This is a genomic window from Pseudomonas sp. NPDC089395 (assembly GCF_044749525.1).
Classification (GTDB): Bacteria; Pseudomonadota; Gammaproteobacteria; order Pseudomonadales; family Pseudomonadaceae; genus Aquipseudomonas.
Map to the genome: position 1 here is coordinate 282,185 of NZ_JBIVID010000008.1, position 21,355 is coordinate 303,539.

The window sequence follows — 21,355 nt, forward strand, 5'->3', positions numbered from 1 at the left end:
GTAGCTGGGAACAGCTGCACGCTTCAAGCTACGAGCTGCACGTAAAGCAGCCGCCGCGGCCGCGGGCTGTAAGGCCAGCCCGGGGCGCGCGGCGTGTAGCTTGCCGCTTTATTGCGATTTCCTGACCCGCAGGTACCATTCCGACAGCAGGCGCACCTGTTTGTCGGTGTAGCCACGCTCCACCATCCGCGTGACGAAGTCGTTGTGCTTCTGTTGGTCTTCCTTGCTGGCCTTGGCGTTGAAGCTGATGACCGGCAGCAGGTCTTCGGTGTTGGAGAACATTTTCTTCTCGATCACCACGCGCAGCTTCTCGTAACTCAGCCAGCTCGGGTTCTTGCCATTGTTATTGGCGCGGGCACGCAGTACGAAGTTGACGATCTCGTTGCGGAAATCCTTCGGATTGCTGATACCGGCTGGTTTCTCGATCTTCTCCAGCTCTTCATTGAGGGCGATGCGGTTGAGGATCTCGCCGGTTTCAGGGTCGCGGTATTCCTGGTCCTGGATCCAGAAGTCGGCGTACAGCACATAGCGGTCGAAGATGTTCTGGCCGTACTCGCTATACGACTCGAGGTAGGCGGTCTGGATTTCCTTGCCGATGAACTCGATGTAACGCGGTGCCAGGTACTCTTTCAGGTAGCGCAGGTAACGCTCGCGCACTTCTGCCGGGAACTGTTCCTGTTCGATCTGCTGTTCCAGCACATACAGCAGGTGCACTGGGTTCGCGGCCACCTCGTGCGGGTCGAAGTTGAACACCTTGGAGAGGATCTTGAAGGCGAAGCGGGTCGATAGGCCGTTCATGCCCTCGTCGACACCGGCGGCGTCGCGGTACTCCTGGATCGACTTGGCTTTCGGGTCGGTGTCCTTGAGGTTCTCGCCGTCATAGACGCGCATCTTGGAATAGATGTTGGAGTTCTCCGGCTCTTTGAGGCGCGAGAGCACGGTGAACTGGGCGAGCATCTTGAGCGTGTCTGGCGCGCAGTGGGCCTTGGCCAGCGAACTGTTGACCAGCAGCTTGTCGTAGATCTTGATCTCGTCGCTGACGCGCAGGCAGTACGGCACCTTGACGATGTAGATCCGGTCGATGAACGCCTCGTTGTTCTTGTTGTTGCGGAAGGTGTGCCACTCCGATTCGTTGGAGTGGGCCAGCAGGATCCCGGAGTAGGGGATCGCGCCCAGGCCTTCGGTACTGTTGTAGTTGCCTTCCTGGGTGGCGGTGAGCAGTGGGTGCAGGACCTTGATCGGCGCCTTGAACATCTCGACGAATTCCATCAGGCCCTGGTTGGCCCGGCACAGCGCGCCCGAGTAGCTGTAGGCGTCGGCGTCGTTCTGCGGGAATTCCTCGAGTTTGCGGATATCCACCTTGCCGACCAGGGCGGAGATGTCCTGGTTGTTCTCGTCACCCGGCTCGGTCTTGGCGATGGCGATCTGGTTGAGGATCGAGGGGTACAGCTTGACCACCTTGAACTTGCTGATGTCACCGCCGTATTCCTGCAGGCGCTTGGTGGCCCATGGCGACATGATGGTGTTCAGGTAGCGTCGCGAGATACCGTACTCTTCTTCGAGAATGGCACCATCTTCAGTGGCATTGAACAAGCCCAGCGGCGACTCGAATACGGGCGAATCCTTGATCGCGTAGAAGGGCACCTTTTCCATCAGCTGCTTGAGTTTCTCGGCCAGCGACGATTTGCCGCCGCCTACCGGGCCCAGCAGGTAGAGGATCTGTTTCTTCTCTTCCAGGCCTTGGGCGGCATGGCGGAAGTAGGAGACGATCTGGTCGATGCACTCTTCCATGCCATGGAAGTCGGCAAAGGCCGGATACCGGCGGATCACTTTGTTGGAGAAGATTCGCGACAATCTGGAGTTGCTTGAGGTGTCGATCAGTTCCGGCTCACCGATGGCCAGCAACAGCCGTTCAGCTGCCGATGCGTAGGCACTGCGATCCTCTTTGCACAGCTCGAGGTACTCCTGCAGCGAAAGTTCTTCCTGGCGCGTAGACTCAAAACGTTGTTGGAAGTGGCTAAAAATACTCATGACGTCACCTCGCTCGATACGTGGAGACGACGCCGGATCAGTCAGCTGATGCTGGCATGCAACCGGACTCGCCGATTGCTGTATACCCCCCAGAACACCCTGTAACGCTTACCGATGACCCGCACGCCGGTGTACCGGCTCTCCCCTTTTTTTGGATGGCCTGCGCTTAAGAATAGTTGGTTATCCGCAAGGTCAAGGGTAAGCGGCGGAGAAGTTGTCGGTGACCGTTCGTCAGGTCAGGCGCAAGCCCGCGTGGGGCGCGGGCTGCAGTAAAATGAAAAAATTATTCGGCAGCGCCTTGGGCGGTTTCCGTTGGGTAGGTGGTGCGCCACAGTTCGAAGCCGCCATCGACGCTGTACACGTCCGAAAAGCCCTGGCCCGCCAGGTAGGCAGCCGCGCTCTGACTGGAATTGCCGTGGTAGCAGACCACCAGGGTAGGGGCATCCAGGTCGGCATTGCGGATGAAGTCGGCGACCGAGTGATTATCCAGGTGCTTGGCGCCGGTGATGTGGCCGGCGGCAAAGGCTTGCGGGTCGCGAATGTCGACGACGACCGCACCTTGCGCGCGCAGGGTCAGGGCCTGCTCGGGAGGGATGCGTTTGAATTCGCTCATGGGTACGGCTTCCTTCAGGGGTGATCGGTGAGTTTAACGGGTTGTGCCGGCTGGCGCAGGTTGCCGTCGTCGGCGCATTCGCAGCGGTGGTACTCACCGCTGTCGACGTTGTACAGGGTCATGGCGCCGCCCCACACGCAGCCCGTGTCCAAGGCAATCACTCCGGGCTCATCGACGCGCCCTTCGAGTGCGGCCCAGTGGCCGAAGATGATCTTCACGTGGCGGGAGCGGCGGTCTTTGTGGGCGTACCAGGGTTTGTAACCCTTGGGTGCGGTGCCCACACCTTCCTTGCTCTTGAGGTCAAGTTTGCCTTCGGCAGTACAGAAGCGCATGCGGGTCAGATAATTGGTAATGACCCGCAGGCGTTCGATGCCGCTGAGGTTCTTGCTCCATTTGTTGGGTTCGTTGCCGTACATGCCATCCAGGTAGAGTTTCAGGCGCCCGTCATCACGTAGCGCTTGTTCCACTTCCGCTGCCAGCTCCAGTGCCTTGCCCAGGGTCCACTGGGGTGGAATACCGGCATGTACAAGGGCGACGCCGCGTGGCTCGTCGTAGTGCAGCAGCTTCTGTTGGCGCAGCCAGTCGAACAGCAGGTCGGCATCAGGTGCTTCGATGATTTCGCGCAGGGTGTCGCTTTTCTTCAGGCGCTCGACATTGTGCCAGGCCGCCAGCAGGTGCAGGTCGTGGTTGCCGAGTACGCAGACCAGCGACTGGCGAATCGAGTAGAGGTAACGCAGGGTTTCCAGCGACTCGGGGCCGCGGTTAACCAGGTCGCCGACCAGCCATAGACGATCGACCGCCGGGTTGAAGTCGACCCGTTCGAGCAGGCATTTCAGCGGCTGCAGGCAGCCTTGAAGGTCACCGACGGCGTAGGTAGCCATCAGTGCAGGGCTCCCGGGACCGCTAGGCGGAAGGGCACGATCTCGGCGTCGAAGCGCTTGCCGTCTTCGGCAAACATCTGGTAGCTGCCCTGCATGGTGCCTACACGGGTGCTGATAACCGCACCGCTGCTGTAGGTGTGGCTCTGACCGGGTTCTATGGTCGGTTGCTGACCCACTACACCGGCTCCGCGCACTTCTTCGACTTCGCCGTCACCGTTGGTGATCAGCCAGTGGCGGGACATCAATTTGGCGGTGACCGAGCCGTTGTTCTGCACGGTGATGGTGTAGGCGAAGGCGAAACGACTGCTTTCGGGGTCGGATTGTTCTTTGAGGTAGCGGGTCACGACGCTGACGTCGATCTGATAGCGGGGGTCGGACATGCAAAGGCCTTGAGCAAGCACGCGGATACGGCGATCCATGCAGTCTAGGCTATTGGGGAGGGGGAGGTGAAGTGCCTGTATGGCCCTATCGCCGGCAACCCGGCTCCCACAGGGAGCGCCACAGCGCTTGAATGCTGTGGTGTGCCTGTGGGAGTCGGCTTGCCGGCGATAGGCCGGTACAGTTTGAATCAGGCTTGCTGATCAGCCAGCTGGTCGGCAAGGCGCACAAAGGCGGCCAGGTCCAGTTGCTCAGGCCTCAGGCTGCCATCGACGCCGGCGGCTTCGATGGCCTGGCTGTCGAGCAGGCCCTTCAGGGTGTTGCGCAGGGTCTTGCGGCGCTGGTTGAAGGCTTCGCGAACCACGCGCTCGAGCAGCAGATGATCCTTGGCCGGGTACGGCAGCACTTCATGGGGCACCAGGCGCACGATGGCCGAATCCACCTTCGGCGGCGGGTTGAACGCGCCTGGACCGACGTTGAACAGGTGTTCGACTCGGCAGTGGTACTGCACCATGATCGACAGCCGGCCCCAGTCGCCACCACCCGGGCCTGCGGCCATGCGCTCGACCACTTCCTTCTGCAACATGAAGTGCATGTCGCGGATCAGCCCTGCATGGCTCAGCAGGTGGAAAATCAGCGGCGTGGAAATGTTGTACGGCAGGTTGCCAACCACCTTCAGGCTGCGTGCTGGCACGCCCAGCTGGTTGAAGTCGAACTTCAGGGCGTCGCCCTGGTGCAGGCGGAAGTTGTCGCGGCCTGCGAACTTGTGCTGAAGGATCGGCACCAGGTCTTTGTCCAGTTCCACCACGTCAAGCTGTGCACCGCTGCCCAGCAGCCCTTCGGTGAGGGCACCTTGGCCTGGGCCGATTTCCAGCAGGTGTTCGCCGGCCTTGGCGTTGATCGCCCGCAGGATGCGGTCGATGATACCCGCATCGTGCAGGAAGTTCTGGCCGAAGCGCTTGCGCGCCCGGTGTTGGTAATGCTCGTTCATGGTCGGTTCTCGGCCATCTGGTAGGCGGTTTCCAGGGCGACGCGCAGGCTGCCGGTGTCGACTTTGCCAGTGCCGGCAAGGTCCAGGGCGGTGCCGTGATCGACCGAGGTACGGATGATCGGCAGGCCCAGGGTCACGTTGACCGCGGCACCAAAACCTTTGTACTTGAGTACGGGCAGGCCCTGGTCATGGTACATCGCCAGCACTGCGTCGCAGTGCTCCAGATATTTGGGGGTAAACAGGGTATCGGCCGGCAGCGGGCCGCGCAGGTCAATGCCTTCGCTGCGCAAGCGGGCCAGTGTCGGCTCGATGATGTCGATTTCTTCGCGGCCAAGGTGGCCGCCTTCACCGGCATGCGGGTTGAGTCCGCAGACCAGGATCCGTGGGTTGGCGATGCCGAACTTGTCACGCATGTCGGCATGCAGGATACGCGTTACCCGTTCCACGCGCTCAGGGGTGATGGCGTCCGCGATGTCCCGAAGCGGCAGGTGCGTGGTCACGAGGGCCACGCGCAGGCCGTGGGTCGCCAGCATCATCACGACCTGGGTCGTGTGGGTCAGGTCGGCAAGGAATTCGGTATGGCCGGAAAAGGCGATGCCGCTTTCGTTGATCACACCCTTGTGCACCGGGGCGGTGATCATGCCCGCGAAATCGCCGTTCATGCAGCCTGAACCTGCACGGGTCAGGGTTTGCAGGACGAAGGCAGCATTGGCCTGGTTCAGCTGACCGGCCACCACGGGTGCCGCCAGCGGGGTGTCCCACACATAAAGGCTCCCCGCGGGTGCGGGCTGATCGGGCCATCGGCCCGGCAGCACCGGCAACAGGTTGACGGCCAGCCCCAGCTGCGTGGCCCGCTCGGCGAGCAGGTCACGGCTGGTGATGGCGATCAGGGGGTGGGGCTGGGCGTCGGCGGCGAGCAGCAGGCACAGGTCGGGACCTATGCCGGCTGGTTCGCCGGGTGTGACGGCGAAGCGCAGGGGCTTCACTGTGCGACCTGGTCGGCGCCAGGCAGCTTGATTTCAACGTAGGCTTCGTCGCGGATCTGGCGCAGCCAGGTCTGCAGCTCTTCGTCGTATTTGCGGTTACGCAGCACGTTCAGGGCTTGTTGCTCGCGGGCCTGTTCGGTGCTGTCGGTGGCGCGGCGGCCCAGCACTTCCAATACATGCCAGCCGTACTGCGTCTTGAACGGCTTGGTCACCACGCCTTGCTGGGCGTTGGACATCTGCTCGCGGAACTCAGGCACCAGGCTGTTCGGGTCGACCCAGTTCAGGTCACCGCCGTTGAGGGCAGAACCTGGGTCTTCGGAGAAGCTTTTCGCCAACTCGGCGAAGTCTTCGCCGTTGTTGATCCGATCATACAGGCGCTCGGCCAGTTGCTCGGTCGCGGCTTCGCTGCGAATTTCGCTTGGTTTGATCAGGATGTGGCGCACATGCACTTCATCGCGCAGCACGCTCTCACCGCCCCCGCGCTTCTCTTCGAGCTTGAGGATGATGAAACCGTTGGGAATGCGGATTGGCTGGGTGATGTCACCAACGGCCATGCTGCTGAGCAACTTGGCGAAGTCAGGTGGCAGTTGTCCGGCTTTACGCCAGCCCATTTCGCCGCCTTCCAGGGCGTTCTCGCTGGCTGAACGGGCAATGGCCATCTGGCCGAAATCGGCACCCTGCTTGAGCTGCTGGTAGACATCGCCGACTTGGCGCGCCGCAGCCTGGATAGCTTCAGAGTTGGCCGCTTCCGGGGTCGGGATGAGGATGTTGGCCAGGCGGTACTCTTCCGACATCTGCATCTTGCCAAGGTCGGAGTTCAGGAAGTTCTTCACTTCCTGTTCGGACACCTGGATACGCTCGGCCACACGGCGCTGGCGCACGCGGCTGATGATCATCTCGCGCTTGACCTGCTCGCGAGCGTCGTCGAACGACAGGCCGTCGTGGGCCAGGGCGGCGCGGAACTGATCCATCGACATGCCGTTACGCTGGGCAATGGTGCCCATGGCCTGGTTCAGTTCCTCGTCGGTGATGCGAATGCCGGAACGTTCGCCAATCTGCAGCTGCAGGTTCTCGACGATCAGACGTTCCAGTACCTGCTGTTCCAGTGCGCCGGTCGGCGGAACACCGCCGCCGCGCTTGGCGATGGTTTGCTGCACTTCGTGCACGCGTTGGTCCAGTTGGCTTTGCATGACCACGTCGTTATCGACGATGGCCACGACGCGGTCCAGGGGTTGCGGTGCGGCATGCGCCACACCACTGAGCAACACCGCACCCAGCAACGCTGGGCGCAGACGATCAATAAGCTTGGTCTTCACGTGTACGGTAACCTTGAATGCCTTCGTCGAGGAAAGATTCGACCTTGTTGCCTACCACGCCACCGAGGCCTTTCAGCACGATTTGCAGGAAGATGCCATGGTCGCCTTTTTCGTTCTGCGGGGTGGCCTGGCTGAAGTCGTCGTAGTCGAGCCAGTAACGGTTGATCAGGCGCAGTTTCCAGCAGCAGTTGTCGTATTCGAAACCGCCCATGGCTTCCAGGGTGCGGTTGCGGTTGTAGTCGTGCTGCCAGCGGGCGATCACGCTCCATTGCGGCACGATCGGCCAGATGACCGAGAAGTCGTGCTGCTGGATCTTGTAGTAATCCTTGATGTAGTTCGGATCGCCTGGCGTGCCGTAATCACCGCCACCCACTTTCCACGTACCGGTGGTGGAGTCGTAGGCGATGGTGTCGTTACGATAGCGATAGCCGAGGTTGACCACCTTGTTCGGGTTGTCTTCAGGCTGGTAGTGGAACATCGCGCTGCCCGAGCGGGTGCTGCGGCTGTCCGGGTCCCAGTTGAAGTCCGAATTGAAACGCCAGTCGCGGTTGAAGAAGTAGTTGTATACCAGCGCGTACGGCGAAACGTCCGACTGTGCGTCCTTGCGGGTGCGGTAATCGATGCCTGGCAGCTGGACTTTGCGATCCTTGAAGTAGTATGCCTGGCCGATGCTGAAGTTCTGGCGTTCGAACCCATCGTCCTGAATCCATCGGCTGGTCACACCGAGCGATAGCTTGTTCTCGTCGCCAATGCGGTCGGTACCACTGAAGCGGTTGTCGCGGAAAAGCGAGTCGAAGTTGAACAAGGTTTCGCCGCTGTCGAACAGCGGAATGTCCATCTGGTCCTTGTATGGGACATAAAGATAGTAAAGGCGCGGTTCGAGTGTCTGGCGGTAGTTATTGCCGAACATCGAGGTATTGCGGTCGAAGTACAGGCCGCTGTCAACGCTGAAGATCGGAATGCTACGGTCGAGGCTGCTCGAGAAGTCACCTTGAACATCAAGCGCATCCGGATTGGCAGCAGCCAGGGATGCAATGTCATTTTTCCCTTTGCTGTCCAGATCCAGATCGTAATGGGTGTACATGTACTTCAGCTTTGGCGTGATGAAGCCGTAGCTGGCGCTCATCGGTAAGCTGATAGCCGGTGCAACGTTGAGGCGATTGCCGTTGGCGCGGGCGACACCAAAGATGTTTTCGTCGAGACGACGGCCTGGGGCGCCAGCGCTAATGTCTGGATTACCATCTTCATCGGTCACGAAGTCGTCTTTCAAGTCCCGGTCGAAGCGCACTGCCTCGGCCTGGTAACCGAATACAAGACCGCCCGGGTTATAAGGCAACGCGCCATCAATGGTGATCTGCGGCAGCATGTTGTAGGGCGTAATCTGCGAAATGGTCGCCATCTCGTAGGCTTGCATATTCAGGCGAGCGGTGTAGCTGTCGCCACGCCAGGTCAATGCACCCTGCTGATTCACCACATCATGGCTTTCGACGCCAATCTGATCGCTCTCAAGATCCTGGAAGTAGAACGGATCGCTGATATCGGTGTAATCAACCTCGGTCATCAGGCGCTCGTCCAAGCCACCTTTGTGCTGCCAGTTGACCATCCAGCGCTGATCTTCGTAGTCAGTCTGGTCTTTGCGATCGTCGTTCTTGTCGTTCAGGTACGCCCCGCCGAACTGACCTTCGCTGGACTTGGTCAGGTAGCGGAACTCGCCTTCCATCAACAGGCCGCGTTTGGCCATGTAGCGCGGATACAACGTGGCGTCATAGTTCGGCGCCAGGTTGAAGTAGTACGGCGTGACCAGCATGAAGCCGGTATCGCTGGTGCTGCTGAACGACGGCGGCAGGAAGCCGGACTGGCGACGGTCGTCGATCGGGAAGTAGATGTACGGTGTGTAGAACACCGGGAAATCCTTGACCCGCAGGGTGACGTTGGTCGCGGTACCGAAGCCGGTAGCCGGGTTCAAGGTGATGTTGTTGCCCTTGAGCTGCCAGGCGTTGCTGCCAGGTTCGCAAGTGGTATACGTACCGTCCTTGAGACGGATGATGGCGTTTTCGCCACGCTTGGCGTACAGGGCGTTACCGCGAATATGCGACTTGTGCATCACGTATTCGGCGTTGTCGACCTGGGCTTCGCCGGTATCGAGCTGGATCTGCGCCTCGTCACCTACCACCAGCGAGCCGTTGTCGCGGATCTTGACGTTGCCCTTGAGCTCGCCGCGGTTTTCGGTCTGGTACAGGTTGGCCTCGTCGGCCTCGACTTGCATACTGCCCTGGCGCATGACCACGTCACCGGCGAGGGTCGCGATCTGCTGCTCCTGCTGGTACTTGGATACCTTGGCATTGATGTAGGTCGGCGATTCGTCCTTCGGCGTGGTGTCGGCCATGCCTGGACGGGTCGGCTCGACGTACGCGCCCCCGCAGTACGGGCCGGTTTCGGCCAACTGGGCTGCGGTGAGCTTTTCACGCGGGACCCAGTCCAGGTGGCTGTAGTCTTCGCTGCGCGACTTCAGGCCACGGCCCTTGCTTTCGGTGACCAGCATCGGCTTTTCAGCGCTTTCGGTCTCTGCCGACGGTGCTTCGGTGCCGGATGTGAGCGCAGCACCGTCGTGTACGGGGCGCGGGGGCAGGTTGTTCACTGGGGACTTGGGCTTGCAGTCCCAACCACCGGAGGCGGACACTTGGCAGTCGAACTGCTCGGCTGCCACCACATAGGGGCTGGCAAGAGGTTGCATGGCCAGCAGACCGCCGGTCACCAGCAACGGAAACTTTCTACGAAACGCGGGGGATTTCAATGCCATCTTATTAGTCCGGGCTTCCTGCGTGCCATCTGCCCGCGTGTGGGGCCGCACGCCTCTCGATGGTCTGAAAAAGATGCTGGATAATAAAGCATGACCCGCTTGACGGCTAGGGCCGTCGGAGACCCTTGTAATGCCTGAACACGATGCACGCCTGCAACAACTGACTGTCTGGCTCGATGAGCAGCTCAATGATCTTTTCCGCCGTAACGCCTGGGGCGAGGTGCCTGAAGGCAGCCTGACCGCCGCCAGCAGCGACGCCAGCTTCCGCCGTTACTTCCGCTGGCAGGGCGCGGGCCGCAGCTTCGTGATCATGGATGCACCGCCCCCCCAGGAAAACTGCCGACCATTTGTCGCCATCGACCACCTGCTGGCCGGGGCGGGGGTGCATGTACCGCAGATTCACGCACAGGACCTGGAGCGCGGCTTCCTGCTGCTGGGTGATCTCGGACATCAGACCTACCTCGACATCATCAACACCGAAAACGCCGATCCACTGTTCGCCGACGCCATCGATGCGCTGCTGGCATTCCAGCGCCTGCCGATGGAGGCGCCGCTGCCCAGCTACGACGACGCGCTGCTGCGCCGTGAAGTCGAGCTGTTCCCTGAATGGTACGTGGGTCGCGAGCTCGGCAAGGAATTTACCGACGAGCAGAAGGCTGCCTGGCAACGCACCAGCCAACTGCTGATCGACAGCGCCCTGGCCCAGCCCAAGGTGCTGGTGCACCGCGACTACATGCCGCGCAACCTGATGCAGAGCGCACCCAATCCTGGCGTGCTGGATTTCCAGGACGCGGTCTACGGCCCTGTCACCTACGACATCACCTGCCTGTTCAAGGACGCTTTCCTCAGCTGGCCACAGGCCCGAGTCGAAGGCTGGCTGCGCAACTACTGGGACCAGGCGCAAACTGCCGGTATCCCGGTGCAGCCGGTGTTTGAAGACTTCCAGCGCGCCAGTGACCTGATGGGCGTGCAGCGCCACCTGAAGGTTATCGGCATCTTCGCGCGCATCTGCCACCGCGATGGCAAGCCGCGTTACCTGGCCGACGTACCGCGTTTCTTCGCCTATATAGAGGAAGTGGTCAGCCGCCGTCCGGAGCTTGCGGAACTGGGTCAGCTGATCGCCGAGCTCAAGGCCGGAGTACCTGCATGAAAGCGATGATCCTGGCAGCAGGCAAGGGCGAGCGCATGCGTCCGCTCACCCTGCACACCCCCAAACCCCTGGTGCCGGTTGCCGGTCAGCCGCTGATCGAGTACCACTTGCGCGCCCTGGCGGGCGCCGGTGTTACCGAGGTGGTGATCAACCATGCCTGGCTTGGTCAGCAGATCGAGGACCACCTGGGCGATGGCAGCCGTTTCGGCCTGAGCATTCGCTATTCGCCAGAGGGCGAGCCGCTGGAGACCGGAGGCGGGATCTTCAAGGCATTGCCCCTCCTGGGCGAGGCGCCGTTCCTGCTGGTCAATGGCGATGTCTGGACCGACTACGATTTCACCCGCCTGCAGGCGCCGCTGCAGGGGCTTGCGCACCTGGTGCTGGTCGACAACCCAGGCCACCACGGGCGTGGCGACTTCCGCTTGGAGGGGGAGCGAGTAGAGGATGGCGACGACGCGCCCGGCACCCTCACCTTCAGCGGCCTGTCGGTACTGCATCCGGCCTTGTTCGCAGGCTGCCAGGCAGGCGCCTTCAAACTGGCGCCGTTGTTGCGCCAGGCCATGCGGGCGGGGCAGGTCACTGGCGAGCATTACTGTGGGAACTGGGTCGATGTCGGCACCCTGGAGCGCCTGGCCGAGGCCGAGCGCCTGATCGGCGAGCGCGCTTGAGATGTGGTGGCCAGGCACTGTGATCGGGCTGGGCGCGGGGTTCGCAGTGGCCAGCATTCCCGGTGCGCTGCTCGGGGCGCTGCTGGGTCAGGCCATGGACCGGCGCCTGCAGGTGCAGGGCTGGGAAGACATGCGCGAACGGCTTGGCGGTCGCCCGACCCTGGGTGATGAGGAGTTGCTGTTCGTGCTGCTCGGACGGTTGGCCAAGAGCGATGGGCGGGTAGCCGAGCAGCATATCCGGCAGGCCCGACAGGAGATGGTGCGCCTGGACCTGGCCGAGGCGCAGCGGTTGCGTGCGATCGCCGCCTTCAACCGGGGCAAGGCGGGCAAGGACCGGTTGAACGGGCACCTACGACGCATTCGCCTGCAGCCACATGCGGCTGAGGGCACCCTGCGCGCGTGCTGGCGCATGGCCTGGGCGGACGGCAAGGCCGGCCCGCATGAGCGTGATCTACTCCTGGACTGGGGGCAGAAGCTGGGGCTCAGTCGGCGGCAGGTGCAGGCCATGTCGCTGGAGTACGAACCACGCAAGGCCCCTGTGAGCCCGGACGTCATGACCTATGCGGCGGCGCTGCGCCTGCTGGGGGTAGAGGCCGACACCGACGGCGACCGGGTCAAGCAGGCGTATCGCCGCTTGGTCAGCCGGCACCATCCGGACAAGCTGGCCGGGAGCGGGGCGAGTGAGGTGCAGGTGCGCGAGGCGACCGAGCGGACGCGTGAATTGCATCAGGCCTATGCGTTGATCCGCAAGCGGCGGGGGCTTTGAGGGCCCTATCGCCGGCAAGCCGGCGATAGGGCCGGTACAGACCGCGCAATTTATTCCTGCGGTGCCATCCACCCGCGCACCCGGCGGAACAGCTGCTCTTGCTCGGCCACCTTGTTACCCGGCATGGCAATCAAAGAGAGTTGCTTGTACTGGCTGTCCTTCTGCCGCTTGCTGGCCTGCAGGCGCAGCTCGGCAGCCTTGCGGTCGGTGCTGCGGGTTGCGTAGTAGAGGTCGGCAGCCGGTACCTTGAGGGTAGGTGCCAGGCTTTCCAGATCATGCTCGACCCGTGCGGGCGTCTGCGCGGCGACCATCACCAGCTTCTGCACCTGCGCTGGCTGCTTCTCGCTCAGGTAGCGCGCCGCCCAGTACGCACCGCTGCCATGGCCGATCAGCACGATGCTGCGTGCGTTGTGCTGCTGGGCATAGGCCACGGCAGCATCCAGGCGCGCGAAGATGCGCTCGGCATCAGCCTGATCATTCTGCTCGCTGGCCTGCTCGGCGTCGGTGCTTTGCGCGGTGTCGGTATCGGCCGCCGTGGCCTGGGCAATATTGGCGTTGGCGTCCGCAGGCGTGTCCTTGGCCGGGGCGGTTTCACCCTGGTCTTTCTGCACCTGCGCTACCGGCTTGCTTTCGATCCGCGCTTGCGGGCTGTCGGCCAGCAGGTCGGGCAGGCTCACGCTCAAGCTGTGCCAGCCGATATCGGGGAACTTGCGCCGCAATGGGCCGACCGCGTTCGGCCAGTCGGCGTTTTCTCCGGCCCCTGGGACGATGATCACGGCGCCTTGCGGGTCGCTGTCGTTGGCCGGCTTCCACAGCGCCAGGAAACTTTCGTTGCCAGCCTGCAGTGTCTGTTGCTCGGCCTTGGGCACCAGGCGCTCCAGCGCCTGTGCATCTTCCTGGCTACGTTCGAGCAAGGGTGGCCGCGGGGCGGGGGCGGCGGCTGCTCCGGCGGCCGCGGGTGGTGTTTCGACGTCGGCGGCCAGGGCGCCGAGGGGCAGGAGCGAGGCCAGGCAGCACATTGCCAGCGTCGTGCGATAAAGTGTGAACATGAATCAACCCAAGGCCGGAATAGTACCGGCAGCCTAATAGTATTTGCCCGTGACGGCCATGCTGCATGGCCGCCCTTGCCAAGACGAGCGTGTGAATGAAGCGATTGCGTCTCCTGTGGGTTATCGGCTGCCTGTGGCTGCCCTTGATCGCCTTGGCAAGACCGGAAGTGGCGCCAACGGTGGTCCTCGAACCCGCCCAACAGCAATGGCTGGAGCGTCACCGCAGCCTGCGCGTCGGCGTGGTGCTGCAAGCGCCCTATGCCCAGTTCGATCGCCGCCTGCAGCAGCTTTACGGTGCCAATGTCGAGCTGGTGAACTGGCTGGCCGGGGCGCTCCAGCTGGACCTGACCTGGCGCAACTTCGCCGACCAGGCCAGCCTTGAGCACGCCCTGCAGGCGGGCGAAATCGATTTCGCCCCCGGCCTGACCCAGACCCCCACCAGCTTGCGCCTGTGGCTGTTCAGCGATCCGTACATGCGCGTACCGCAACTGGTGGTGGGGCCACGCACCGGGGCAATGGCCGTGGAGCTGGAAAAACTCGAAGCCGACGAGCGTGTGGCAGTGCGCATGCCCAGCGTGCTGGCCGACTACCTGCGTGGTAATTACGGCAACCTCAACCTGCAGGGTGTGCCCAGCGAGCGCGAGGCCTTGCAGTTGGTGGTCGGCGGTCAGGCCAGCTTTGCGGTACTCGACGAGGCCCAACTCAGTCGGCTGTCGCGAGAGAGCGAGTTCAGCGAGCTGGTGGTGGTCGGCGACATTGGCCTGCCGCAGTTGCTGCGGGTCGGTTCGCGCCGTGACTGGCCGATGCTCGCCGATGTGCTCGAACGCGGCCTGCAGGCCATGCCGGCCAAGGAGTTGGAGCTGCTTCACCAACGCTGGTTGCAACCCAGGTATCCGCGCCTGAGTGATTCGACCGGCTTCTGGCAGAACCTCGCCTTGCTGTTCGGCATGTTGCTGCTGTGTGCGCTTGCCACCTTGGTCTGGCAGCGTCGTCAGCAGCGGCAGCTCGAGCGCAGTCTGCTGGCGGCAAGGGAGAACCTGAGCGAGCGGCAGGTGCGTGAAGAGGCGCTGCGCCTGAGCCAGTTCGCCATCGACCAGAGCACGGTGGGTATCCTCTGGGTCAACTGGGACAGCCATGTGCGCTACGCCAACCATGCCGTGGAACGTATGCTCGGTTATGCCGAGGCCGAGTTGCTCGAACGCCCGTTGATTGACTTCGAGCCCAACCTCGGCATGGACCGCTGGCTGCAGTTGTGGAAAGGCGCGCGTACCGGAGAGGGTGGTGTGCGGCAGTTCGAGACTCACTGCCTGCGTGCCGATGGCAGCCTGCTGCCGGTAGAGCTGTCGCTGAGCTTCCTGCGCTTTCGCGATGCCGAGTACCTGGTGGTCTATCTCGCCGATGTGACTGAGCGCCACCGTGCGCTGGCAGCGTTGCGTGAGAGCGATGCGCGGTTGAAGGGGATTGCTGGCAATGTGCCGGGCCTGGTATTTCGCCTGGAGCCTGCTCCCGCCGAAGGTGACCCGGAATTCCCCTATATCAGTGAGGGCAGCGAGGCGCTGGTCGGCTACACCCCCGCGCAGATCCAGCACCCGCAGATGGGCTTGCGTAACCTGGTCCACCCCGAAGACCGGGCCAACTACCACCAGGTGCAGGACCTGGCCATTGCCAGTGGCCAGGACTGGTCCTGGCAGGGGCGTATCCTGACCCGCGACGGCGAACAGCGCTGGGCCGACATCAAGGCCAGTGCCCGGCGCCTGGCCAACGGCCGGGTGGTCTGGGACGGTGTGGTCTGGGACATCACCCAGGGCAAGCGGGCCGAGTTGGCGCTGGCCAGGTCTCAGGAGCAGCTGCGCGAACTGTCGGCACACCTGGAGAGCGTGCGCGAGGAAGAAAAAGCCCGGATCGCCCGCGAAGTGCACGATGAACTGGGCCAGATGCTTACGGTGCTCAAGCTTGAAGTGTCGATGTGCGAGCTGGCGTTCGCCGAACTGGACCCCGCGCTGAACGAGCGCCTGGCCAGCATGAAGCGCCTGATCGCCCAATTGTTCCAGCTGGTGCGCGATGTGGCCACGGCATTGCGCCCGCCGATTCTCGATGCCGGCATCGCTTCGGCCATCGAATGGCAGGCCCGGCGCTTCGAAGCGCGCACGCAGATTCCTTGCCTGGTACAGGTGCCGGAAAATCTGCCAGCATTGAGCGATGCCAAGGCCACCGGGCTGTTCCGCATCCTGCAGGAGGCGCTGACCAATGTCATGCGCCACGCCCAGGCGCACAGCGTGGAAATCGAGCTGGTGCACGAAGGTGGGCAGCTGCGCATGACGGTCAGCGACGACGGCCGTGGGTTTTGCCACGATCAACCCAGGCCAACCTCGTTCGGCCTGGTAGGGGTGCGTGAGCGGGTGTTGATGCTGGGCGGCAGCATGACGTTGGACAGTGAAGCGGGCGAGGGCACCAGCCTGAGCGTGGCCATTCCGTTGGAGTAGGAGAACGAGCGTGATTCGAGTGCTGGTGGCTGAAGACCACACCATCGTCCGTGAAGGCATCAAGCAGCTGATCGGCTTGGCCAAGGACATGCAGGTGGCGGGTGAGGCCAGTAATGGCGAGCAGTTGCTCGATACCTTGCGCCATACCCCATGCGAAGTGGTGCTGCTGGATATCTCCATGCCAGGCATGAACGGCCTGGAGGCGATACCGCGCATTCGTGCGCTGCAGGATGCGCCGGCGATCCTGATGCTGTCGATGCACGACGAAGCGCAGATGGCTGCCCGCGCGCTCAAGGCCGGCGCGGCTGGCTATGCCACCAAGGACAGTGATCCGGCCTTGCTGCTGACGGCGATCCGCCGGGTGGCCGGCGGCGGGCGCTACATCGATCCGGCGCTGGCCGACCGCATGGTGTTCGAAGTGGGCCTGACCGAAACCCGGCCCCTGCATACCCTGCTCTCGGAGCGGGAGTTTTCGGTGTTCGAGCGCTTGGCCCAGGGCGCCAACGTCAATGACATCGCCCAGCAACTGGCGTTGTCGAGCAAGACCATCAGCACTCACAAGGCGCGGCTGATGCAGAAGCTCAAGGTCAATTCCCTGGCGGAACTGGTGAAGTACGCCATGGAGCACAAGCTGGTGTGACCGTTCTGTTTGCGACATGTTTGTAGGGCAATCCTTACACGCAATCCTCCACCTGGATGATGGCATTCTCTCAGCAGTCCCGATTTCCGGGCGCTTGCGCCTGCACTAGTCTTTTGCCACGCAGTCATCCAACAAGAAGGTGCAGGCATGAGCGAGGCGAATTCGAACGCGACCACCGGTGAGACGCTGGTCAGCTTCCGTGGTGTGCAGAAGAGCTACGACGGCGAATCGCTGATCGTCAAGGACCTCAACCTGGACATTCGCAAGGGTGAATTCCTGACCTTGCTCGGCCCTTCCGGCTCGGGCAAGACCACCAGCCTGATGATGCTGGCCGGTTTCGAAACCCCCACTGCCGGCGAAATCCAGCTGGCGGGTCGCTCGATCAACAATGTGCCGCCGCACAAGCGCGACATCGGCATGGTGTTCCAGAACTACGCGCTGTTCCCGCACATGACGGTGGCCGAGAACCTGGCCTTCCCCTTGAGCGTGCGCAACCTGAGCAAGACCGACATCAGCGAGCGGGTAAAGCGGGTGCTTAACATGGTCCAGCTCGACGCATTCGCCAAGCGCTACCCCGGCCAGTTGTCCGGTGGCCAGCAGCAGCGTGTGGCGCTGGCCCGCGCCTTGGTGTTCGAGCCACAGCTGGTGCTGATGGACGAACCGCTCGGTGCCCTCGACAAGCAGCTGCGCGAACACATGCAGATGGAAATCAAACACATCCACCAGCGCCTCGGGGTAACCGTGGTTTACGTGACCCACGACCAGGGCGAGGCACTGACCATGTCCGACCGCGTGGCGGTGTTCCACCAGGGCGAAATCCAGCAGATCGCCGACCCACGTACCCTCTACGAAGAGCCGCGCAACACCTTCGTCGCCAACTTCATCGGCGAGAACAACCGTATCAACGGCATCCTGCTGGCCAGTGACGGCAATCGCTGCCAGGTGCAACTGGCGCGCGGCGAACGGGTCGAGGCGCTGGCCGTGAACGTCGGTCAGGCCGGTGAGCCGGTGACCTTGTCGATCCGCCCTGAGCGCGTGCGCCTCAATGGCCACAGCCAAAGCTGCGTCAATCGCTTCTCTGGCCGTGTGGCCGAGTTCATCTACCTGGGCGACCACGTGCGCGTGCGCCTGGAAGTCTGCGGCAAGGCCGACTTCTTCGTGAAGCAGCCGATCGCCGAGCTCGACCCGGCACTGGCCGTGGGCGATGTGGTACCGCTGGGCTGGGAGGTGGAGCACGCGCGCGCGCTCGATCCGATTGCCGAAGCCCACTGATGGATTGCTTCACCAACCCTGTACTGTGGAGAGAATAATAATGCGCAAGCAGTTGAAACTGACCGCCCTGGCCCTCGGCCTGTTCGCCGCCGGCCAGGCCATGGCGGCGGACTTGACCGTGGTTTCCTTCGGCGGCGCCAACAAGGCGGCCCAGGTCAAGGCGTTCTATGAGCCTTGGGAGAAGGCTGGCAAGGGCAAGATCGTCGCTGGGGAGTACAACGGTGAGATGGCCAAGGTCAAAGCCATGGTCGATACCAAGAGCGTGTCCTGGAACCTGGTGGAAGTAGAGTCGCCAGAGCTGGCCCGCGGCTGCGACGAAGGCATGTTCGAAGAACTCGACCCGGCCCTGTTCGGCAACGAAAGCGACTATGTGAAGGGCGCCATCCAGCCGTGCGGCGTGGGCTTCTTCGTCTGGTCCACCGTGCTGGCCTACAACGCCGACAAGCTCAAGACCGCGCCTACCAGCTGGGCCGATTTCTGGGACACGAAGAAATTCCCGGGCAAGCGCGGCCTGCGCAAAGGCGCCAAGTACACCCTCGAATTCGCCCTGATGGCAGATGGTGTGGCACCGAAAGAGGTGTACCAGGTGCTGGGCACCAAAGAAGGCGTTGACCGCGCCTTCAAGAAACTCGACGAGCTCAAGCCGAGCATCCAGTGGTGGGAAGCGGGCGCCCAGCCACCACAGTACCTGGCCTCGGGTGACGTGGTCATGAGCTCGGCCTACAACGGCCGCATCGCCGCCGTGCAGAAAGAGAGCAACCTCAAGGTGGTGTGGAACGGTGGCATCTACGACTTCGACGCCTGGGCCATTCCGAAAGGCGCCAAGGATGCTGACGAGGCGAAGAAATTCATCGCTTTCAGCGTCCAGCCCGAGCAGCAAAAGACCTACTCCGAAAACATCGCCTATGGCCCGGCCAATTCCAAGGCCGTCAGCCTGCTGTCGGACGATGTGAAAAAGGACATGCCGACCACGCCTGAGAACATTGCCAATCAGGTGCAGATCGACGTGGCCTTCTGGGCCGACAACAGCGAGCAGTTGGAGCAACGCTTCAACGCCTGGGCGGCGAAGAAGTAAACGATAGGGAGCCGCTACGCGGCTCATCGCCGGCAAGCCGGCTCCCACAGGTGGAGTTGACCACCTGAGGGTGTGGGAGCCGGCTTGCCGGCGATGGGCTGCGCAGCAGCCCCAATTTCAGCCTGTTTTGCGGAGTTCGCCATGGCCATTGCAGTGCCCCTCAACGAAGGCGCAGGTCCAAATCTGAAGCAGCGCCTCAAGCACGCCGAGCGGGTCAACCGCTGGAAGGCGCAGGCGTTGATCGCGCCGCTGGCGCTGTTTCTCCTGCTGGTGTTCCTGGTGCCGATCGCGGCGCTGCTGTTCAAGAGCGTCGGCAACCCGGAAGTGGTCGGCGGCATGCCGCGCACCGTGGAAATCATCGCCCAGTGGGACGGCAAGAGCCTGCCGGGTGAAGAGGTCTACAAGGCTCTGAGCCAGGATCTGGCCGAGTCACGCAAGAACCAGACGTTGGGCGACCTGTCCAAGCGCCTGAACATGGAGCTGGCCGGCTACCGTAGCCTGTTGGCGAAAACCGCGCGGGCGCTTCCGTTCAAGACAGAGCCGGCCTCCTATAAAGATGCCCTGCAAGCCCTCGACGAGCGTTGGGGTGACCCGGCCTACTGGCAGGCGATCCGCCGCAATACCAGCCCGGTAACCTCGTTCTACCTGCTGGCGGCGCTCGACCACCGTATCGATGACCTCGGCGAGCTGGCCAAGGCTACCCCCGACCAGGCCATTTACCTGGATATTTTTGCCCGCACCCTGTGGATGGGTGTGGTGATCACGGTCATCTGCCTGGTGCTGGCGTACCCACTGGCCTACTTGCTGGCCAACCTGCCGACTCGGCAGAGCAACCTGCTGATGATTCTGGTGCTGCTGCCATTCTGGACCTCGATCCTGGTGCGGGTGGCGGCGTGGATCGTGCTGCTGCAGTCAGGCGGCCTGATCAACAGTGCGCTGATGGCCATGGGCATCATCGACCAACCGCTGGAGCTGGTGTTCAACCGCACTGGCGTGTACATCTCGATGGTGCACATTCTTCTGCCGTTCATGATCCTGCCGCTGTACAGCGTGATGAAAGGCATTTCGCCCAGCTACATGCGCGCGGCGATTTCGCTCGGTTGCCACCCGTTCGCCAGCTTCTGGCGGGTGTACTTCCCGCAGACCTACGCGGGCGTGGGTGCCGGCTGCCTGCTGGTGTTCATCCTGGCCATCGGCTACTACATCACCCCGGCGCTGCTCGGCAGCCCCAACGACCAGATGGTCAGCTACTTCGTCGCCTTCTACACCAACACCAGCATCAACTGGGGCATGGCCACCGCGCTGGGCGGGCTGTTGCTGCTGGCGACCGTGCTGCTGTACCTGATCTATAGCTGGCTGGTCGGCGCCAGCCGCCTGCGCCTGAGCTGAGGAGCCTTGTGATGCTGAGCCCATACATGTCACCCGTCGAGCGGGTGTGGTTCTACAGCCTGCGCATTCTGTGCGGCCTGATTCTCTTGTTCCTGGTGTTGCCGGTGCTGGTGATCGTGCCGCTGTCCTTCAACAGTGGCAGTTTCCTGGTGTATCCACTGCAGGGCTTCTCGATGCAGTGGTACCAGGACTTCTTCGCTTCGGCGGAATGGATGCGGGCGCTGAAGAACAGCATCATCGTTGCGCCGGCGGCCACGTTCCTGGCCATGGTGTTTGGCACCCTGGCGTCGATCGGGCTGACCCGAGGCGATTTCCCGGGCAAGTCGCTGGTGATGGCGCTGGTGATTTCGCCGATGGTGGTGCCGGTGGTCATCATCGGCGTGGCCAGTTACCTGTTCTTTGCACCATTGGGCATGGGTAACAGCTTCATCTCGCTGATCCTGGTGCATGCAGTGCTGGGCGTGCCGTTCGTCATCATCACCGTGTCGGCGACCTTGCAGGGTTTCAACTACAACCTGGTGCGGGCGGCGGCCAGCCTGGGCGCCTCGCCGTTGCTGGCCTTCCGCCGGGTGACCTTGCCGCTGATTGCGCCTGGGGTGATCTCTGGCGCGCTGTTTGCCTTCGCCACCTCGTTCGATGAAGTGGTGGTGACGCTGTTCCTTGCCGGGCCGGAGCAGGCGACACTGCCACGGCAGATGTTCAGCGGCATTCGCGAGAACCTGAGCCCGACCATCGCGGCGGCGGCGACCTTGCTGATTGGCTTCTCGGTGGTGTTGTTGCTGACCCTGGAGTGGTTGCGGGGGCGTAGCGAAAAGTTGAGGACCCAGCAGCCTGCCTGATAGGCGTTTGCCTGGGCTGGCCTCATCG

At 62.6% G+C, this 21,355-nt stretch carries 18 protein-coding genes; 9 read left to right on the forward strand and 9 right to left on the reverse strand.

Annotated features, from left to right (window positions below; all coding sequences use genetic code 11):
• Positions 1-108 precede the first annotated feature (108 nt).
• From ACIPZG_RS18905 to ACIPZG_RS18940, 8 genes are all read right to left on the reverse strand, one after another.
• Complete coding sequence (locus ACIPZG_RS18905) at positions 109-2,031, reverse strand: PrkA family serine protein kinase (protein ID WP_400638911.1); 1,923 nt, start codon at positions 2,029-2,031, stop codon at positions 109-111.
• A 283-nt stretch (positions 2,032-2,314) separates the two neighbouring features.
• The gene (gene glpE / locus ACIPZG_RS18910; RefSeq protein ID WP_400716062.1) at positions 2,315-2,644 is read right to left on the reverse strand and encodes a thiosulfate sulfurtransferase GlpE; all 330 of its coding nucleotides are present in this window, start codon (positions 2,642-2,644) and stop codon (positions 2,315-2,317) included.
• Between the two features lie 14 nt (positions 2,645-2,658).
• A complete protein-coding gene (locus ACIPZG_RS18915; RefSeq protein ID WP_400716064.1) occupies positions 2,659-3,525 on the reverse strand; it encodes a symmetrical bis(5'-nucleosyl)-tetraphosphatase in 867 nt (288 codons plus the stop codon).
• Complete coding sequence (apaG, locus tag ACIPZG_RS18920) at positions 3,525-3,905, reverse strand: Co2+/Mg2+ efflux protein ApaG (protein WP_008091198.1); 381 nt, start codon at positions 3,903-3,905, stop codon at positions 3,525-3,527. Before apaG ends, ACIPZG_RS18915 begins: the two co-directional genes overlap by 1 nt.
• A 188-nt stretch (positions 3,906-4,093) precedes the next feature.
• Entirely contained in the window at positions 4,094-4,894 is an 801-nt protein-coding gene (gene rsmA / locus ACIPZG_RS18925; RefSeq protein WP_008091200.1) for a 16S rRNA (adenine(1518)-N(6)/adenine(1519)-N(6))-dimethyltransferase RsmA, read from the reverse strand.
• Positions 4,891-5,880: a 4-hydroxythreonine-4-phosphate dehydrogenase PdxA gene (gene pdxA / locus ACIPZG_RS18930; RefSeq protein WP_400716066.1), complete on the reverse strand. Its 990-nt coding sequence runs from the start codon at positions 5,878-5,880 to the stop codon at positions 4,891-4,893. Before pdxA ends, rsmA begins: the two co-directional genes overlap by 4 nt.
• Positions 5,877-7,196 (reverse strand): peptidylprolyl isomerase, encoded by a 1,320-nt coding sequence (locus ACIPZG_RS18935; RefSeq protein WP_400638916.1) that lies wholly within the window; start codon positions 7,194-7,196, stop codon positions 5,877-5,879. Before ACIPZG_RS18935 ends, pdxA begins: the two co-directional genes overlap by 4 nt.
• A complete protein-coding gene (locus ACIPZG_RS18940; protein ID WP_400716068.1) occupies positions 7,177-9,996 on the reverse strand; it encodes an LPS-assembly protein LptD in 2,820 nt (939 codons plus the stop codon). Before ACIPZG_RS18940 ends, ACIPZG_RS18935 begins: the two co-directional genes overlap by 20 nt.
• Before the next feature lie 130 nt (positions 9,997-10,126).
• Between ACIPZG_RS18940 and ACIPZG_RS18945 the strand changes: the two genes are divergently transcribed.
• From ACIPZG_RS18945 to ACIPZG_RS18955, 3 genes are read left to right on the forward strand one after another with little or no spacing between them, the layout of a single operon-like run.
• Positions 10,127-11,146: an aminoglycoside phosphotransferase family protein gene (locus tag ACIPZG_RS18945; protein WP_400716070.1), complete on the forward strand. Its 1,020-nt coding sequence runs from the start codon at positions 10,127-10,129 to the stop codon at positions 11,144-11,146.
• Positions 11,143-11,814, forward strand: coding sequence for an N-acetylmuramate alpha-1-phosphate uridylyltransferase MurU (murU, locus tag ACIPZG_RS18950; RefSeq protein WP_400716072.1), 672 nt, complete (start codon positions 11,143-11,145; stop codon positions 11,812-11,814). The genes ACIPZG_RS18945 and murU overlap by 4 nt, the downstream gene beginning before the upstream one ends.
• A 1-nt stretch (position 11,815) precedes the next feature.
• Positions 11,816-12,580 (forward strand): TerB family tellurite resistance protein, encoded by a 765-nt coding sequence (locus ACIPZG_RS18955; RefSeq protein ID WP_400716074.1) that lies wholly within the window; start codon positions 11,816-11,818, stop codon positions 12,578-12,580.
• A 50-nt stretch (positions 12,581-12,630) separates the two neighbouring features.
• On the opposite strand, the gene ACIPZG_RS18960 is transcribed toward ACIPZG_RS18955, so the two are convergent.
• On the reverse strand, positions 12,631-13,629 hold the full coding sequence (locus tag ACIPZG_RS18960; protein WP_400716076.1) for an alpha/beta hydrolase family protein: 999 nt from the start codon (positions 13,627-13,629) through the stop codon (positions 12,631-12,633).
• Positions 13,630-13,724: 95 nt separating this feature from the next.
• Between ACIPZG_RS18960 and ACIPZG_RS18965 the strand changes: the two genes are divergently transcribed.
• The 6 genes from ACIPZG_RS18965 (at position 13,725) to ACIPZG_RS18990 (ending at position 21,327) form a co-directional block, all read left to right on the forward strand.
• Positions 13,725-16,112, forward strand: a complete 2,388-nt coding sequence (locus ACIPZG_RS18965; RefSeq protein ID WP_400716078.1) for a PAS domain S-box protein — start codon at positions 13,725-13,727, stop codon at positions 16,110-16,112.
• A 10-nt stretch (positions 16,113-16,122) separates the two neighbouring features.
• On the forward strand, positions 16,123-16,752 hold the full coding sequence (locus ACIPZG_RS18970; RefSeq protein ID WP_400716079.1) for a response regulator: 630 nt from the start codon (positions 16,123-16,125) through the stop codon (positions 16,750-16,752).
• Between the two features lie 147 nt (positions 16,753-16,899).
• Positions 16,900-18,024 carry an ABC transporter ATP-binding protein gene (locus tag ACIPZG_RS18975; protein ID WP_008091215.1) on the forward strand — a complete coding sequence of 375 codons (1,125 nt, stop codon included), beginning with the start codon at positions 16,900-16,902 and terminating at the stop codon, positions 18,022-18,024.
• A 40-nt stretch (positions 18,025-18,064) separates the two neighbouring features.
• On the forward strand, positions 18,065-19,099 hold the full coding sequence (locus ACIPZG_RS18980; protein ID WP_400638923.1) for an ABC transporter substrate-binding protein: 1,035 nt from the start codon (positions 18,065-18,067) through the stop codon (positions 19,097-19,099).
• 141 nt (positions 19,100-19,240) lie between these two features.
• On the forward strand, positions 19,241-20,488 hold the full coding sequence (locus ACIPZG_RS18985) for an ABC transporter permease (protein WP_400716081.1): 1,248 nt from the start codon (positions 19,241-19,243) through the stop codon (positions 20,486-20,488).
• An 11-nt stretch (positions 20,489-20,499) separates the two neighbouring features.
• Positions 20,500-21,327 (forward strand): ABC transporter permease, encoded by an 828-nt coding sequence (locus ACIPZG_RS18990; protein WP_008091220.1) that lies wholly within the window; start codon positions 20,500-20,502, stop codon positions 21,325-21,327.
• Positions 21,328-21,355 lie beyond the last annotated feature (28 nt).

What these genes read in the sequence shown, in the direction of transcription:
- ACIPZG_RS18905 (WP_400638911.1), bottom strand. Translation starts at nt 2,031, where the DNA reads ATGAGTATTTTTAGCCACTTCCAACAACGTTTTGAGTCTACGCGCCAG.
- glpE (WP_400716062.1), bottom strand. Translation starts at nt 2,644, where the DNA reads ATGAGCGAATTCAAACGCATCCCTCCCGAGCAGGCCCTGACCCTGCGC.
- ACIPZG_RS18915 (WP_400716064.1), bottom strand. Translation starts at nt 3,525, where the DNA reads ATGGCTACCTACGCCGTCGGTGACCTTCAAGGCTGCCTGCAGCCGCTG.
- apaG (WP_008091198.1), bottom strand. Translation starts at nt 3,905, where the DNA reads ATGTCCGACCCCCGCTATCAGATCGACGTCAGCGTCGTGACCCGCTAC.
- rsmA (WP_008091200.1), bottom strand. Translation starts at nt 4,894, where the DNA reads ATGAACGAGCATTACCAACACCGGGCGCGCAAGCGCTTCGGCCAGAAC.
- ACIPZG_RS18940 (WP_400716068.1), bottom strand. Translation starts at nt 9,996, where the DNA reads ATGGCATTGAAATCCCCCGCGTTTCGTAGAAAGTTTCCGTTGCTGGTG.
- ACIPZG_RS18945 (WP_400716070.1), top strand. Translation starts at nt 10,127, where the DNA reads ATGCCTGAACACGATGCACGCCTGCAACAACTGACTGTCTGGCTCGAT.
- murU (WP_400716072.1), top strand. Translation starts at nt 11,143, where the DNA reads ATGAAAGCGATGATCCTGGCAGCAGGCAAGGGCGAGCGCATGCGTCCG.
- ACIPZG_RS18955 (WP_400716074.1), top strand. Translation starts at nt 11,816, where the DNA reads ATGTGGTGGCCAGGCACTGTGATCGGGCTGGGCGCGGGGTTCGCAGTG.
- ACIPZG_RS18960 (WP_400716076.1), bottom strand. Translation starts at nt 13,629, where the DNA reads ATGTTCACACTTTATCGCACGACGCTGGCAATGTGCTGCCTGGCCTCG.
- ACIPZG_RS18965 (WP_400716078.1), top strand. Translation starts at nt 13,725, where the DNA reads ATGAAGCGATTGCGTCTCCTGTGGGTTATCGGCTGCCTGTGGCTGCCC.
- ACIPZG_RS18975 (WP_008091215.1), top strand. Translation starts at nt 16,900, where the DNA reads ATGAGCGAGGCGAATTCGAACGCGACCACCGGTGAGACGCTGGTCAGC.
- ACIPZG_RS18980 (WP_400638923.1), top strand. Translation starts at nt 18,065, where the DNA reads ATGCGCAAGCAGTTGAAACTGACCGCCCTGGCCCTCGGCCTGTTCGCC.
- ACIPZG_RS18985 (WP_400716081.1), top strand. Translation starts at nt 19,241, where the DNA reads ATGGCCATTGCAGTGCCCCTCAACGAAGGCGCAGGTCCAAATCTGAAG.
- ACIPZG_RS18990 (WP_008091220.1), top strand. Translation starts at nt 20,500, where the DNA reads ATGCTGAGCCCATACATGTCACCCGTCGAGCGGGTGTGGTTCTACAGC.